Genomic DNA, 14,677 nt, shown 5'->3' with positions numbered 1-14,677 from the left:
CCTACTCACCCAACTCTGCTATTCCCTTCACCAGAAATGGAAATGCTAGGCAGCCAGGAACTTCCAGCAATTCACCTTTATTAGCACTTACCTTTATACCCATTATTGTTTTTTCGATGATACTTACCCGCATTTTGATAGGAACCTTAACTTTAAATGGAGAGAGCTCGCATCGTATAGTGAAATCCTTCAGCTCAGCCTCTCCAAGCTTTACAACGGGCAGTCCTAGTTTGCCATTAATGGAACCAGGGATCCTGATGAGCCTATGAACATCTATCGTTACCTTCTCATCTATGTCAATTGATGCCAGCAATATAGCTTCTTCAGCTCTCTCAATTTTAAGCCGCTTCTTCGCCTCTCCCCATGTTATAGAATCATCCTCTCTTAGGCCAAGCCTCTCATAGATAGCTCTGCCTATTCTCCCCCTCCATCCAGGATCCCTTGGAGAGGGAACCAGCAAATTATCCTTGAGAGGTCCCAGAATAGCCTCGAGATCCAGACCTGTCCCTTTCAAGTAATCTACTATTTCTCTCCTCTCATCGCTGGTGAGCTTCATGCATTCTTCATCACAATTGGGCCTAACATGAAATCCCCTGTTACCGGAAAAATATATGTCAACACGATCAAAGCCAAGATCTCTCCTCAAGACTCTCGTCAGCTCAGCAGCCATTCTTGCTCCCTTTCTTATGCAGTCTTCTGAAACCGGGGAAACCTCAACAACTTTTGAGCTGTTGCACTTCATGCATCTCTTTATCTTGCTTCCATACATTAAATGTCCACAGTTGAGACATACATGAAGCTGCTCCATGGGATTGCACCCTGAGATCTCGTCAACATCAATGTCGAACAGAAGTTCGCTTCCAACATAACCTTTCTTCTCCATTTCCTTGATCTCTGGAAAGAGATAAACAGCCGATGAATAATAGAGATGCATGGGAGGATTCTTCAAGATGAACTTTCTCAGCTCATCAGCAGATTTGAATGATAAGTGTCTCACATAGAATTGAGACGTTAGAGGTTGGAAAGCAAACTCTCTTGAGGAAAGATTCTCAGGCAGCTCAAGCTCTGCTGCAGTATAGTACTCTATGAGCTCTCTTCTTATCCACTCTAGAGCTCTCTCTCTAGGTAGTTCTTGGTGCGACAAACGTTACCAACCTTGCTCTCTGAGGAAGCTCTAGGACGAGCTTTGCGGGCATATCATTTGAGAAGCTCAATATGGCTACTTCAGCTCTCTTTATCTGACCGAGAAGCTCCGAGAAGTATTCGATCCCATATGTAGCTTTCTGAACCTCCTCGGCCTGGATTGATATAATTTCTCCTCCATCCTTGGTGAGAACTACCGAGGCAGTTCCTACTTCGCTCTCGCTCAATATTCTAAAAGAATCTTCACTGGCCTCAAAGGTCACACTATCTCCCATCATTTCTATATCCTCAAGAGCATTCTTCAGTGCTTCAGGAAGAATCCTCACTTCAGCCTTCAGATCTATCTTTGGTTCAGGAAGATCTTTGAATGATGCTTCAATGGTGGGCTCAATGAACTCCCTCCTCAGCTTTCCACTGAAAACCGTTCTCAGCCTATTCTCCTTCAGCTCCATCGTGAGGGCATCATCTTTTCTAGCTCTTCTGATGATCTCAGCAAACTCCTCCAAATCTATTCCAAATGCCTCGCTGCCAGACTCATATTCTTCCATGGATTCCCTTGGAAAAAAGATGTCCACGAGAACTACGTGGCTCGGATCGAGTGACCTTAACCTTACTCCCGAATCTTCAGGCACCACAGTTATTTCTTTAACTAGTTTGCTTGCTCCAACCAACACCTCTCTCCAAAGTGAAGCATCGGAAAATTGAAGCCTCATCCAAGATCTACCTTCCCGTTAACCCTATATGAGAATCCGCCCAACTCTCTTTTATACTCTTTGATCGCAATTTAATGCTGTATTCACTCATACTCTCTCCAAACATGCCCGCATCTCACGCATTTATAGAACCTCGTTGGAGGCTCATCGGCTGCTCTAGTCTGCATGGTCCAGTAATAGACCTCATTGTACCCACATTTTGGACAATAAACAGCATCTTTCAACTTTGGAAGCGTCTCCGGAACTTTTCCCTCTTCAACTATGATCGACTTTTCCTTGTTTGAGTGCTTTATTTTGCTTGCTATCTTATAGCCTTCCTGGCTTGTGGTCATTTCCTCTACATATCCGCATTTTGGGCACTCAAGATAGGTTTTCCCCCCAGTCCTTTTCGGCTTCATAAGTGAGCCGCACTTTGGGCAGAACTTCATCCTGAAATCACCTCCCACTCAATTTTTCCAATTCATCTAGAATGTTCAGCATAAGCTCTTCATGAGGGAGATTTTCCAATGCCTCAGCACCAAGCAATCTCGAAAGCAGCTCGCTGTTCCCCCCCTTAATCACGACCTTTCTCACCTCCTTTATGAAACCCCTCTCACTCAGCCTCTCTGGAAGATCGGAGTCAACCCTTTCGATAAGGAAATGCTCTATTAAGTTCCCCTTTGTAACGAGCCCTATAGCAATTCCCCCCTTTACCAAGAGCTCCAGTACTCTGCTCTCAGGCTTGAGCCTCCTTGAGCTTCTCCTCAATCTTAGCACCCAGCTCATCGATGAGGGCATATGTGCCCTTCACAGCCCTCCTAATAGCTTCAATTGGGGAAATGCTTCCATCGGTCTTCACATAGAGAATAATGCTGTTCTTAAGGGGATGCTCTATTCTGTAGTAGGACATGACCACACCCCTTTCATCCAATATCCTCTTTGCTAGCAAGTTTCCCAGAGTGTGGTCTTCATTGAATATCTCAAGCTCTAGCTCAGTGCTCGACTTTTTTCTAACAACATAATTCGGTGCTGTCGACATTTTTAATCACTTCTCAATGCATAGACATTGAACAGCAAAATATCTTCCACTGGAGCCTTTAATATTCCAATTCTCCAGTGAATGATAAACAATTACATTCTCCCCTTTTTAATTTTAGCCCATAAGTGTTCTAAGAGCTATATTTTCTTTGAACTTCGGCTTAAAATAGAGCCTTTCCACTCTCTCCTTCTTTTCCCTTTGACTCACTTAGCTCTCTATTGAGAGTTAAAAATGCGTCATCCCATCTCACTCTCAGTTGAGCCTTTCCATCCTTCTCTTCCAAAACTCCCAGCTCCTTCCCAATTTCAGAGATCTCGATGGGAAGAAGATCATGAAGGAAGCTGAGAATAGCAATAAGCTCAGCTGCTTTTCCGAAAGCGATTGTTCTGGATTCTCTTAGCCTTAAGAAGAAATCTCTAGCTATTTCTCTAACTTTTTCCGCCCTCTCATATATGATGATCTCGTCCTTCTGTTTCTTTACCTTTACTCCCAATGCCTCAAGAAGATGTGAAAATGCTTCAATTGGAACAGGAACTCCGAGAGTTTTGGAAGCCTGTGATAGCTGAACGATTGTCCCTCCCCTCTTCCCTCCAGCTCCGAGCATCGTACTTGAAGCAAATTTTCTCACAGCCTCAACACTTCTTTCAACACTAATGGGATCTCCTATAAGCCTGAGTTCTAGAACGTCTCCCTTAAGCCTGTAAAATGCCTCCTGTGCAGATATTCTCGACATTATTTCCTCAATGATCTTTTCCTTCTCAATCTCACCTGAAATCCTCAGAACAATTTTTCTCTTTACCGTCAAAACGGAAAACCCACCTTCTCTCTCGTTTCAACAAACCTCTAGAAGATCTCTACTCTATTCTTTTTAAATTCAGATATCCTGAGGCAATTTTTCTTTTCTCAATGTTTCCACACTTTGGACAAACTAGCTTGTCTCCATCTCTCCGCAGTATGGCCCCACACTGAGAGCACGAGGCCAGGATGACTCCGAGTGAGGGATGCTTTATTGAAAGCTGAAATGGATTTTCAGACGATATCACTCTTGCTCTTATAAGATCCCCTGGGGCAATGTGCTCACTGATGTGCCTTCCCTCAGCTCCCGTCTGTGAGATATGGAGAAAGCCAGCCAGCTGTCCTGTCAAAGGCCTGAGGTTTCCATCTCTCACAATATTCACCATGGCTATCTCTCCCCTCAAGAAGCTAACATACCCAATAACGATATCCTTCACCATGGGAAAAGCATACCTGGACTTCACGGGATTTACTCTTATTACCTTGTTCAATAGATCTTTCGAAACCTTTCCCAAAAGCGAGGCTCTCACGAAGCCATTCTCATCGCTGTATGTTCCGTTCAGTGGAGAGAACTCCTCTATGACTGCCAGCTCCTCTCCTGGTACGACAACATCATTGTTCTCCATATCACTCCACCAAATATAGATCCACGCTTATCCTCTTTATTCTAGATCTGTGATATTCGAATATTTGTTTTAACTCCATTTTATACGTTTTTAACACTTTGCTCTTCTTTCCAATCTTTTCCATCTCTCTGTAGATGAATTCCCTGGTCTTTTCGCTGGAGAGGTGAAGACTTAAGGCTGCTCTGCAGGCTGAAACAGCGGAATAAAGAAAAGCAACATCATCTCCTTTTTTTACAGTCCCAAAAGGAGGGTTCATCAGAGCCAAATCGCATATGCTCTCTCTCAATGGAAGATGTTTAGCATCCCCCAATATAACATGCGCATCATCCTGCAATTCATACATGGCCAAGTTCCTTCTTTGGACCTCAATTGAATCTGGATCGATCTCGATGGAAATGCATTCGGAAGCTCCAGCAAGCAGAGAGGCTATGCAGAAGATCCCTACTCCAGACCCTAGGTCCAAAATTCTCTTATTTAGGAGCATTCCAGACTGTCTTGCTGTCCAAACTATGTCTGCTGCTATCCATCCTGGCGTTCTGTGCTGCTCAAGATTCGGCAGCGGTTTAAGCTTTCCCTCAAGCTTATCTAGCATGATCTCCAATTTCTTTTTATCAATTGTTCCTTCTACCAAGGAAACCTATATACCTCCAATTTCCCCTCAATAACAGATAGAGCTTCTCCAGGAGTGAGGACCGGCTTTTCCATCGGATCAAGCGTGAAGTCATCTATTGGGATTCTTGGACACGATGTGACCACAAAAGCATCTATATCATAATTTGCCAAGTTAAGTAAGTTCTCTCTCTTCAGAATGTGAGAAGCAAACAATCTGTATTTCATGCCCCTCTCAACAATTCTCCTCTTAAGCCTTTCGAGTATAGATGGTCTATACTGTCCTATCATCGTTCCAATTATAATACCCCACATTCTTGCTTCCCTTGCCCTCATCATCTCTGCATACCTTCTCTTCATCCACTTTGTTCTTTCTTCCTCCATGTTCCTCACCTTTCCCGCATATGGATCCACTTGAATCACTGGCCCTCTGAAGGCAAAAGAAGCACCAAGAGCATGGAAGAGTCCCCCGCTTATTATCAGAGCGGAATCGGAATCCACAGCAGAGATCAGAGCTGTATAATCGCATCCTACTATCTGTCCAGAAAACATTCTTTTTCCAGACGAAATTCTTGGTGAGAATCCGAGGGAGCTCAGCCTCTCATATACTTTCGGTATAAGCCTCACATGCTGTACGGAAGCGCCGATGACGGGTCGTTGTGCTCCAGCAGCCCTCAGCTTCTCTGCAGCCTCCAAGATTAGTTCATCCCCAATATCTCCCTTATAGTAAACGGGAACAAACAGAACTTTCAATTTCTCAGCCTCGTATGGAACTTCCTGGAGAGAGTACTCGCTATGACCAAAGTGAACTAATGCATCTGCTTTTAGGAGAAGCGCCTCATGTATGTCCAGATCGCATCCACCAAAACTGCTGTTAATCGATAGAATGACTTCACTTCCAAGCGAGCTTGATAATTGCTTCTCTATTACTGGAAAGTACATTTTCAGCCCATCAGGAATCTGAACGAGGATCCTCTTTGCTCCTCTTAGCTTTTCTATTAGCGAATCCAGTTCGAAATCATAGAGCATTTCATCATCAATTGACATTTTGCCAGCCTCCAAGGCACTCCCGCTGTGCAATCTATTGCATTCATATATTTTCGTTATAACTAAATTTAACAGATTGCTTTTTGTCGCAAATGAACCATTAATAAGCTCTTTTTCCATTCTTGATTCATAGCCGGTGAGCTCTCTTGACATATCAGTATCTTCTGGGCTGGCTGATGCTAATAATGCTGATATCCTTCCTCATGCTCAGATCTAGAAATCCAAAAATGCCCGTGTGGGCTTTCATGTCATTTCTCGCTTTTCTCAGCATCATTGGTAAGCTGGTCAGCATAGAGGAGCTGCCAACGGTGATAGATCTCAATGTAATATTCTTTCTCATCGGCATGTTCAGCATTGTTTCGCTCGCTGAATCCTCTGGCCTTCTGAGCCTCCTATCGTACTGGTTCATAACAAAGCTCAAATCAACATATAGCATAATGATTGTTTCTTCTATTGTATTCGGTCTAATGGCAGCATTTGCTGTCAATGATACTATAGCTGTAATGGGTCCCCCCATAATATACACTATATCAAGAGCCACTGGTATTTCTCTTGAAGCCCTCCTCCTTGTTCTAGCATTCTCCATAACTATAGGCTCAGCTACAACTCCAATAGGAAATCCGCAGAACGTTCTGATCTCCGTGAGCTCTGGCATGAAGGCCCCTTTCATATCTTTCATGTCTTACTTATTCGTTCCAACGCTCATCAATCTAATCATTACCCCTCTGATCATTTCATTTCTTCTCAAGGTCCCAAGGAAAGGGATTGAGATTGGCCTCATAGCAGAGGAGAGCCTGAAGAACAAAAGGGATGCACTAATTGCTTCCCTCTCCCTCATTTCAGTCATATCTCTAATGCTCGCCAACGACATATTTAGGTTGAGAGGAGAGCCTCACATCGAGGAAATAGGATTCATACCCTTTCTTGTAGCTTCAGCCATGTACTTCTTTGTAGAGGAGCCCAGAAAAGTAATTAAGGAAATTGACTGGGGGACAATAATGTTCTTCATAACAATGTTCATAGCAATGCAGGGGATATGGAACAGCGGAGTCTCGAGCGACTTGATATCCCTTTTCATGAAAAGCAAGCCAAACACTCTATTCGAGCCCATTGCAATTTCCACTACATCAATAATACTTAGCCAGCTACTAAGCAATGTGCCTTTTGTCAAGCTCTTCATAAATTACATGAATGCTCTTGGATTCACTGGAGAGGATGTTAAGGCATGGGTATCCCTTGCAATGTCCTCAACTATTGCTGGAAATTTAACTCTATTTGGAGCAGCATCTAACATAATAATACTTGAGGTTGTTGAAAGCAAGTTCAATACAACCATAAAATTCACAACGTTCCTTAGAGTAGGAGCATTGGTTACAGCTGTTAACCTCGTAGTATACTTGCTTTTCATAATCTTTTTCTAGCTTCATGCTCTTGTCAGAAAGTAGCTATTCTACTATTACAAAGAGTAAATATAAGAAATCCTGACCTATCACGCTGGCTTCTCAGCAGAAGAAAACAGCAGCTCAGTTCTTTTCTATTTCCTCGATCTCTATCTTGGATGGCAGGGGGATCTTAGATGAAGCCACCTTAGCCGCTCTCTTTGCTATCTCTAGATGCTCCTTCTTTACTATAACCTCCAGTACTTCATACCCTTTATACACTCTGGCTGCTGTGCCTATTGGCTTCCCGAAGGAAAGCCTCATTCCATCCTGGAGCCTGTCTGCTCCTGCAAATGCCATCATCTTGTTCTCTCTTATGACGTGATGAGGATACCTGACAACCTTCAAGTAGAAGTTCTCTTCTCCAAGCTTCGAGGTCAAGAGCTTATGGGCAGCAACTCTCATAGCCTCAAGGGCATTATGCCTTATTTGTCCATCCTCAAGAACTATCAATTTTACCAAATAATCTCCTTCTACCTTTGGATTTCCCATCTCGAACTTCGATATCTTCGGCTGCGGGACTCCCGGGATATACTCTTTTCTAGTATACGGTGGAGAGCTGAAATGGGTATAGCATCTGGCAGGTCTCATTGGCATATAGATCAACTCGCACAGCAAGAATTTCTCTACTCAGTTAATTAATATTTTCATTCATTTTGGAAAGGCTATCTCCGCTCTTTCTATTCAGCGGCAGAAGCAGCTTGAATATCTGATCTCACCAATGAGCACAACATAAACGTTATTAAACAGTTTCCACGTAATTGATTCAGAAAAGCTAGGTAGGATTATCCAATTAGCAATAAGGATGTGATAAATCCATGGTAAGAGCTTCAAGAGGACTGAGGCACAGAACTAGGAAGCTCCTGAAAAAGGAAATAAGGGAAAGGGGGGCAGTTCCTCCGCTTAGCTTGCTCATGCTGGATTACAAGCCTGGAGATAAAGCAGTTATAAAGATAAACCCGTCAGTTCATCACGGAATGCCGCACAGAAGGTATCACGGAAGAACTGTCGAAATAGTAGGGAGAAGAGGGAGAGCATACGTAGCAGTGCTCCAGGAAGGCAGCATTAGAAAAACGCTGTTTGTCAGACCAGAGCACCTCAGACCCGTTCAGGGTACTACTTTTTCTTGAAGCATCATCAATTTGAGAGATGGTTACCTTGATAAAAAAAGTTCTTGAATCCCATCCAATCGACAACTATGAGGCAATTAAGATCCTTAGGGAGAAGCTGTTATCACAGGCCTCCGAATCCAATCCATTGGTTCTCAGAACCGACGAAACTCTCTCCCGCATTCTATTCGACTGTAGCTATGAAACTTCACGCGAAGTTCTGAAAGAGCTTGAAGAAATAGGCGTGAGCAAGGAATTAGCAATCATGCTCCTGAATGTTCTCCCCAGAGATGAGGCAGAAATAAGGGCCCTTCTGCCACCTGAGAGCCAATCCATGTCTTTGGAAGATGTAAAGAGGATAGCAGAAGCGCTATCCAAATGTTCTAGCTAACACTGAGAAACTATCTCAAATACTTTACTTCTCTGGTGAGCGAGCAATATGGAGAAAACTGCAAGAGAAATCATAAATGAAAATGAGGTGCAAAAAGAACAGGCTGCCAAGGAAGCTATGCTCCCCCACCTCAAATATAGGGAGGGTATATAGAGGTGCTGCATGCAGTAGATATTTATGGAAAAACACCATATTCATGTCTATAGCCCAAATATAGATTGAATTAGCAAATTGAAAAATAGCTGGCGGTGGAGGTTCGAAATGCAGAGAGGACCCGGTGAAGGAAGATTCCCACCATATTTCGGTAGAAAAGGAGAGATACCAGATGATACTGCCGCAATTCTGGATTACCTCCCCCAAGGGAATCCATTCGATAGGCATCCCGAGCACAGGAGGGTTCCCCTTGCTCAGGCTGTTGGTGTTAAGTTCTTTACGCTTGTTGAGCTTGTAGTTCCGGAAGGAGAAACGTTTGAGGTGGGGGAAAAAATCTACATCGGATCCGATTATATAGGAAAGGGTCCTATAAGATCAATTACTGGACCGATAGATTACTCCGATCTAACTTCTGTCTCAAAATCGAATCTCCTCACTGTCCTCTCAAACATAATTAAGGAGAACGAGAAGGCCTTCGTGAAGATTTTCAACACATTGGGAGCAATTACACTGAGAATGCACTCCCTCGAGCTCCTCCCAGGCATAGGAAAGAGAACCCTAAACATAATTCTCGATGAGAGAAAGAGGGCACCGTTTAAATCTCTGAAGGAAGTCGAGGATAGACTGGCTCTAAGAGGAGTAAAGCTCCACAACATTGAGAGCATAATAGCGAGCAGAATAATAAAAGAGCTCGAGGGAGGGGAGAGGTACTATCTTTTCATTAAACCAAAGATTGCTGAGAAGGACGCTGTATATCTAAGAGTTCTTGAGTCCATATATGCAGATTGATTTCCATGAGAAATCCTCAAGCTATAATCTCAGAGGAATTTGCTTCAAAAATCTCAAGCGATGGCCTGAGAAAAATAACAAGACATTTCTTGAAAGAAGCAGGCATTAGGCCCTCTAGAAGACTTGGCCAGAACTTCGCCGTAAGTAGAGATTATCTTGAGACATTGAGCTCCTCGGCCTCCTCTCAATACAACGAAATTCTAGAAATTGGAACTGGGATAGGCTTCTTAACAGCTTTCCTTATAAGCAGAATGAGGGGTTTTGTAATTTCAGTAGAGAAGGATCCCCGGCTCTTCGAGCTTGCATCGAAGAATGTAGAATCCAGCAGAGTTGCCTTAGTTTTGGGAGATGGAATAGAGATTCTTCGAAGGACAAGAATACCCCTTGTGATTTCCAGCACACCATTTTCCCTTTCTGTCCCCATTTTTCTGGAGATAGCCAGGAACAACAGCATTAGGGAATCAGTTCTCGGAGTTCAGAGTGAAGTGGCAATGAGGATTGCTGCCTCTCCTGGAGATGAGAACTATGGGAGAATTTCCGTTCTCTCCTCTCTATTGTTTGAGAGGGAAATGAAGGGGACCTTCAGTTCAAACTGCTTCGCTCCCAGACCAAAAGTTAGCGTAACAGTAATCAGACTTGTGAGAAAAAGAGATTATGATAATGTTCTGCATTCAATTCTGGAGAAAATCAGCGGATGTTTGTTTTCCCAGAGAAATAGGGTTGCCAGAAAGGTGGTTCCATTCTGCATGGAGAGGCTCAATTTGAAAATAGATGTTGAAACTGGAAGGAGCATTCTCAGAGAGGTCGAGAATCTGAGAGTGAGGGAGATAGCACCATGGCAAATGGAGGAGCTGGCAAGAGCTGCCCTGATGGGAGCCCAGAGAAGCTAAGATGGGGATACAGCTTATGCATCCCCCCATCAGTATATGACCCAAGCGATGATACATACATGATTCTCTCCTATTTAGAGAAAAATGTTAGCTTGCTTGAGAATGCTAGGGTTCTCGATATAGGCAGCGGCAGCGGAATTCTCTCCATTTTTGCTGTCGAAAGAGGAGCCTCACATGTCATGTCAGTAGACATTTCTCCAAAGGCCTGTGAAACATCTCAATTCAACCTAAGAAAAATTCTAGGAGAGAGAGCTGAATCTGTGGAGATCATTGCTGGAGATATTGATGGCATAATTCGCAGGGGGACTCACTTCGATCTGGTTCTGATCAATCCCCCATACCTGCCATACGATCAGTCAACTGGAGATTATTTTTTGGATATGGCTTTATATGGTGGGAAGAAGGGGTCCGAGACTTCCGTGAGAATTCTCAAGAGCCTTGAAGGGCTTCTTAGCGGAAAATACACGGTTCTCCTAGTATCCTCCTCGCTGGGAGGGGCTGAAGAGATCATGAAGACAATGAGGTCTCTACATTTCATCACTGAAGTTGTCGATAAAAGAGATTATTTTTTTGAGAGGCTCTACCTATTGAGAGGGGAAAAAAATGGATAATCTGAGATTGGTGCTAGTTGATACAGAGGGATCAGTAAATCTTGGCATGATATTGAGGCTTGCAGCAAATTTCAGCATCAAGGATATTCATATAGTATCAACTAGAGAGTACAACGAGGAAGAGGTTCTCAGATATGCAGTAAGAGCAGGGCATCTGTATCATTCCATTGTTAGGCATGTAACAATTGAAGATGCACTGAATGGCTGCGATATTAAAATATGCACTACAGCTAAAGGGGCTTCTGATGATATATTGAGAAACACAGTATCCTCCTTGCATCTACCTGAACTGGTTTCCAAATACAAAAATGTGTGCCTTGTTTTCGGAAGGGAAAGCACTGGACTGACGAGGGAAGAGCTCTCGAAGTGCGATTTGGCATCAACTATACCAACATCGGAAGAATACCCAGCATTGAACCTATCAAACTCAGTTGCTATATACCTGTATGAGCTCACTGCGAAGAAGAAGACCGAGCCCATTATTGAAACTGCTTCGAGGGAAGACATTGAAAGCACAATTTCAACTTTTTCCCAAATATCAGCTCTTGTTCACAGAGATCCACACAAGGTAGAGAGAGCAAGCAGGGCATTCAGACAAATCATCTACAAATCTTCTCCATCCAGAATGGAAATTCGCGTTGTCCATCACGTTCTGAGAAGAGCCCTAAGAAGAATCCAAAGTGAATCTAAATAAATACCTTCAGAACATCCAGCTCAGCACAGCTCATTTTCTTTCCAGTCAAGCTAGAGAAGCTAGGCACAGTTCTCCCATCATCTCCTGAAATGAGCTCCTTCACATATAGACCTCCATCGGCTACCAAAATCCCCAAAATCGCATTCTCTCCAATTCTTGTGAGGCTTATATCGTGAATCCTCTTGCTCCTCACAATGTCTGCCCTTCTCTTCAGAACCCTGGTGGGCGTTCTCTGCTTTATCGTAGCTCCCCTCAAACCTGCAGCAATTTTCTCAATATCATCTTCATTCACTGGCTCCTCTGAAACAGCCACGAACCTATATGCTTTCAGTTTGGCCCTATCCATAAGCTTAAGGGTTCTCACATCATCCCTCTTTCCAATTCCTTCAATGAAAAATCTACCATATGGAGAGGATCTGTTCAGAATATCCGAGACAAGCTTTAAATTTGCTCTTCTTTTTCTTGGATTCTTAATTTCTACCACAAATGGCCTTCCATACCCAAGCATTCTGACATCGACATCCTCCCTACCAGAGGCATGAAGGACAATCTCAGATCCATCGTATATTTTCAGAAGCGATGAAATCATCTTTTCTATAGACAGGGAGTCGCTGCTCAATGGCTCATCGAACCACCTGATCTGGCTTATGTTCCTTCCGCTCTTCACATATCTTCCCTTTATGAATAGGGGGTTCACAGCAATCTCAACATCATTTTTCCCAACATCAACATATACAACGGCCCCAGGAGTCTTGAACTCAACAGGTATTCCAAGACGCATGGAAATGGATTTTCCGATTTCCCTCTTAAGCTCAGATTTAATTGATTCTGCAGTATAAAGGGAGAGAGCTCTCACAACTTCCTCCTCCCTTTCCTCAATATCTCTTGGTATTCGAACACCTACCAGAAACGACTCCGCAGAAACTTCCTTCAGCCTTTCAACAGCTTTCTCATACAGCTTCTTCCATTCCCTGATATTGTTTCCGCAAATATAGCATGGCACAACATCTCTCTGCATTCCAACCGACTTCAGAGTCTCATTGAAGTCCTCTCCCAGCGATCTGGCAATTTCCCTCAAATTATTTTCGGCATCCTTTTCTCCGCTTTTCATCCTCAACAGTATATCCATTACAACAGCTCTCTTCAGAGCTTTTCCTCTCTCCTCATTGCTCATTCCCCTCATCAGAGTTGAGAACATCCTTCCTAGGCAAGAATCACAGAGAGGAAATGATTTCATGACATTGGCTGCTTCCTCCAGAATGGATCCCAAAATTCCCACCACGAAAGCTCAGAAAAGACCCTCTCCCTCCTTCTCAAGCTTCTTCAGCACGGACTTCTTCCTCTTGAGCTGCTTCAGCATCCTCCTTGTCCCCTCATAGTACTTCAGCAGCTCCCTTACATCCTCCACCCTTGTTCCTGAACCAATTGCTATTCTTCTCAGCCTGCTCTTCTCCCTTTCAATTAATTCCGGCTTCTCCAGTTCCTCATACGTCATGCTGTTGATGGCTGCGATCCACCTGTCGAACTTTTCCTCCCCAATCTTTTCCAGCTCGCTGTCATCTGGGATACTCATGCTAAACCCGGGAATCATTTTCAGCACCTTGCTCAGAGGACCCATCTTTCTTATCTGCATCAATTGCTTGTATATGAGCTTCATATTTAGGCCCTTTGTGAGCATCTCCTCAGCCTGCTTCTCCAGCTCCTCCTTATCTATCTCCAGCGATCTCATTCTCTCCAGAAGTCCCTCAATGTCCCCAAGTCCAAGTATCCTAGATACAAAGCTTTTAGTCCTGAAAGGCTCTATCTCGCTTATTTCCTCTCCAGTGCCTATGAACTTTATCTTTGCCCCCGTCATCGCCACTGCTGATAGAGCTCCGCCTCCCTTTGCAGTTCCATCCATCTTTGATATCACTATGCTTCCTATTGGAGTAGCTTCATGAAACCTTTTAGCTATTTCCGAAGCCTTCTGTCCAATGGAAGCGTCTAGAACCATTACTATTTCATCAGGCTTGACAGCAGAAGCGATTTGCCTCATCTCTTCAAGGAGATCTGCCTCATTTCCATAGCCATGACGCCCAGCTGTATCAATGATAATGACATCGACCCCCTGCTTCTTCAGCTCCTCCACTCCCCTCAAGCTTATAGCCACAGGATCCCTCTCTCTTGGATCTCCATAGAACAGAGCTCCAACTTTCTCACTCAGCTGCTTCAGCTGATCGTATGCTCCAGCCCTGTAAGTATCAGCTGCAATAAGGCCAGACTTGAGCTTCCTGGTTTTAAAGTACCATGCCAGCTTTGCTGCTGTGGTTGTTTTACCACTTCCCTGAAGCCCAACCAGCATTATTACATATGGCCTCTTCCTTGGAATTATCTCAGGCTCTTCCTCTCCTCCAAGAATCGAGACTAGCTCCTCATAGACTATCTTTAGAAACCAATCCTTCCTAGAAGCTCCCTGAGGAGGCTTTTCCTCAAGAGCCCTCTTCTTTATTCTGTTTGACATCTCAAAAACTATCTTTACATTCACATCAGACTTTATGAGAGTTCTCTGAAGGTCCTTTATGAACTCCTCAACGCTCTCCTCGTAGGGAGAGGTGCTGGAAAAATACTTCTTTATTGCTTCCCTAAGCCCAGAAAACAGCGAGCTCAACTA

At 43.7% G+C, this 14,677-nt stretch carries 19 protein-coding genes; 7 read left to right on the top strand and 12 right to left on the bottom strand.

Annotation, left to right across the window (positions count from 1 at the left end):
* Position 1: 1 nt before the first annotated feature.
* The 9 genes from QXR92_03360 to dph2 form a co-directional block, all read right to left on the bottom strand.
* Positions 2-1,144, bottom strand: coding sequence for a DNA primase small subunit domain-containing protein (locus tag QXR92_03360; GenBank protein ID MEM0319042.1), 1,143 nt, complete (start codon positions 1,142-1,144; stop codon positions 2-4).
* The gene (locus QXR92_03355) at positions 1,122-1,856 is read right to left on the bottom strand and encodes a DNA polymerase sliding clamp (protein ID MEM0319041.1); all 735 of its coding nucleotides are present in this window, start codon (positions 1,854-1,856) and stop codon (positions 1,122-1,124) included. The genes QXR92_03360 and QXR92_03355 overlap by 23 nt, the downstream gene beginning before the upstream one ends.
* 83 nt (positions 1,857-1,939) lie before the next feature.
* The gene (locus QXR92_03350) at positions 1,940-2,284 is read right to left on the bottom strand and encodes a transcription factor S (GenBank protein MEM0319040.1); all 345 of its coding nucleotides are present in this window, start codon (positions 2,282-2,284) and stop codon (positions 1,940-1,942) included.
* Between the two features lie 7 nt (positions 2,285-2,291).
* Complete coding sequence (locus tag QXR92_03345; protein ID MEM0319039.1) at positions 2,292-2,603, bottom strand: hypothetical protein; 312 nt, start codon at positions 2,601-2,603, stop codon at positions 2,292-2,294.
* Positions 2,572-2,874, bottom strand: coding sequence for a DNA-directed RNA polymerase subunit L (locus QXR92_03340; protein MEM0319038.1), 303 nt, complete (start codon positions 2,872-2,874; stop codon positions 2,572-2,574). Before QXR92_03340 ends, QXR92_03345 begins: the two co-directional genes overlap by 32 nt.
* Before the next feature lie 160 nt (positions 2,875-3,034).
* Positions 3,035-3,679, bottom strand: coding sequence for a DUF2067 family protein (locus tag QXR92_03335; GenBank protein MEM0319037.1), 645 nt, complete (start codon positions 3,677-3,679; stop codon positions 3,035-3,037).
* Between the two features lie 49 nt (positions 3,680-3,728).
* Positions 3,729-4,295 carry an exosome complex RNA-binding protein Csl4 gene (locus QXR92_03330; GenBank protein ID MEM0319036.1) on the bottom strand — a complete coding sequence of 189 codons (567 nt, stop codon included), beginning with the start codon at positions 4,293-4,295 and terminating at the stop codon, positions 3,729-3,731.
* Position 4,296: 1 nt separating this feature from the next.
* On the bottom strand, positions 4,297-4,926 hold the full coding sequence (locus tag QXR92_03325) for an METTL5 family protein (GenBank protein ID MEM0319035.1): 630 nt from the start codon (positions 4,924-4,926) through the stop codon (positions 4,297-4,299).
* Positions 4,920-5,966: a diphthamide biosynthesis enzyme Dph2 gene (dph2, locus tag QXR92_03320; protein ID MEM0319034.1), complete on the bottom strand. Its 1,047-nt coding sequence runs from the start codon at positions 5,964-5,966 to the stop codon at positions 4,920-4,922. The genes QXR92_03325 and dph2 overlap by 7 nt, the downstream gene beginning before the upstream one ends.
* Positions 5,967-6,097: 131 nt before the next feature.
* Between dph2 and QXR92_03315 the strand changes: the two genes are divergently transcribed.
* A complete protein-coding gene (locus QXR92_03315; protein ID MEM0319033.1) occupies positions 6,098-7,372 on the top strand; it encodes an SLC13 family permease in 1,275 nt (424 codons plus the stop codon).
* A 102-nt stretch (positions 7,373-7,474) separates the two neighbouring features.
* On the opposite strand, the gene QXR92_03310 is transcribed toward QXR92_03315, so the two are convergent.
* Entirely contained in the window at positions 7,475-7,987 is a 513-nt protein-coding gene (locus QXR92_03310; protein MEM0319032.1) for a 50S ribosomal protein L16, read from the bottom strand.
* 221 nt (positions 7,988-8,208) lie between these two features.
* Between QXR92_03310 and QXR92_03305 the strand changes: the two genes are divergently transcribed.
* The 6 genes from QXR92_03305 (at position 8,209) to QXR92_03280 (ending at position 12,027) form a co-directional block, all read left to right on the top strand.
* Positions 8,209-8,520, top strand: coding sequence for a 50S ribosomal protein L21e (locus QXR92_03305; GenBank protein ID MEM0319031.1), 312 nt, complete (start codon positions 8,209-8,211; stop codon positions 8,518-8,520).
* A 28-nt stretch (positions 8,521-8,548) separates the two neighbouring features.
* Positions 8,549-8,890, top strand: coding sequence for a hypothetical protein (locus tag QXR92_03300; protein ID MEM0319030.1), 342 nt, complete (start codon positions 8,549-8,551; stop codon positions 8,888-8,890).
* 261 nt (positions 8,891-9,151) lie between these two features.
* On the top strand, positions 9,152-9,832 hold the full coding sequence (locus tag QXR92_03295; GenBank protein ID MEM0319029.1) for a DUF655 domain-containing protein: 681 nt from the start codon (positions 9,152-9,154) through the stop codon (positions 9,830-9,832).
* A gap of 5 nt (positions 9,833-9,837) precedes the next feature.
* Entirely contained in the window at positions 9,838-10,722 is an 885-nt protein-coding gene (locus tag QXR92_03290; GenBank protein ID MEM0319028.1) for an rRNA adenine dimethyltransferase family protein, read from the top strand.
* The gene (locus tag QXR92_03285; protein MEM0319027.1) at positions 10,668-11,333 is read left to right on the top strand and encodes an RsmD family RNA methyltransferase; all 666 of its coding nucleotides are present in this window, start codon (positions 10,668-10,670) and stop codon (positions 11,331-11,333) included. The genes QXR92_03290 and QXR92_03285 overlap by 55 nt, the downstream gene beginning before the upstream one ends.
* Entirely contained in the window at positions 11,326-12,027 is a 702-nt protein-coding gene (locus tag QXR92_03280; GenBank protein MEM0319026.1) for a TrmH family RNA methyltransferase, read from the top strand. Before QXR92_03285 ends, QXR92_03280 begins: the two co-directional genes overlap by 8 nt.
* Here the strand turns inward: QXR92_03280 and QXR92_03275 are convergent.
* Together QXR92_03275 and QXR92_03270 are read right to left on the bottom strand one after the other, a co-directional pair.
* Complete coding sequence (locus QXR92_03275) at positions 12,020-13,297, bottom strand: tRNA pseudouridine(54/55) synthase Pus10 (GenBank protein MEM0319025.1); 1,278 nt, start codon at positions 13,295-13,297, stop codon at positions 12,020-12,022. The genes QXR92_03280 and QXR92_03275 overlap by 8 nt on opposite strands.
* Before the next feature lie 18 nt (positions 13,298-13,315).
* On the bottom strand, positions 13,316-14,674 hold the full coding sequence (locus QXR92_03270) for a signal recognition particle protein Srp54 (GenBank protein MEM0319024.1): 1,359 nt from the start codon (positions 14,672-14,674) through the stop codon (positions 13,316-13,318).
* Positions 14,675-14,677: the final 3 nt, after the last annotated feature.

This window comes from Fervidicoccaceae archaeon (assembly GCA_038734945.1).
Lineage (GTDB): Archaea > Thermoproteota > Thermoprotei_A > Sulfolobales > Fervidicoccaceae > ARK-14.
Note: the sequence above shows the minus strand (reverse complement) of the source record. Positions and strands in the feature narration are given on the sequence as shown.

What these genes read in the sequence shown, in the direction of transcription:
- QXR92_03355 (MEM0319041.1), bottom strand. Translation starts at nt 1,856, where the DNA reads ATGAGGCTTCAATTTTCCGATGCTTCACTTTGGAGAGAGGTGTTGGTT.
- QXR92_03350 (MEM0319040.1), bottom strand. Translation starts at nt 2,284, where the DNA reads ATGAAGTTCTGCCCAAAGTGCGGCTCACTTATGAAGCCGAAAAGGACT.
- QXR92_03340 (MEM0319038.1), bottom strand. Translation starts at nt 2,874, where the DNA reads ATGTCGACAGCACCGAATTATGTTGTTAGAAAAAAGTCGAGCACTGAG.
- QXR92_03330 (MEM0319036.1), bottom strand. Translation starts at nt 4,295, where the DNA reads ATGGAGAACAATGATGTTGTCGTACCAGGAGAGGAGCTGGCAGTCATA.
- QXR92_03310 (MEM0319032.1), bottom strand. Translation starts at nt 7,987, where the DNA reads ATGCCAATGAGACCTGCCAGATGCTATACCCATTTCAGCTCTCCACCG.
- QXR92_03305 (MEM0319031.1), top strand. Translation starts at nt 8,209, where the DNA reads ATGGTAAGAGCTTCAAGAGGACTGAGGCACAGAACTAGGAAGCTCCTG.
- QXR92_03295 (MEM0319029.1), top strand. Translation starts at nt 9,152, where the DNA reads ATGCAGAGAGGACCCGGTGAAGGAAGATTCCCACCATATTTCGGTAGA.
- QXR92_03290 (MEM0319028.1), top strand. Translation starts at nt 9,838, where the DNA reads ATGAGAAATCCTCAAGCTATAATCTCAGAGGAATTTGCTTCAAAAATC.
- QXR92_03285 (MEM0319027.1), top strand. Translation starts at nt 10,668, where the DNA reads ATGGCAAATGGAGGAGCTGGCAAGAGCTGCCCTGATGGGAGCCCAGAG.
- QXR92_03280 (MEM0319026.1), top strand. Translation starts at nt 11,326, where the DNA reads ATGGATAATCTGAGATTGGTGCTAGTTGATACAGAGGGATCAGTAAAT.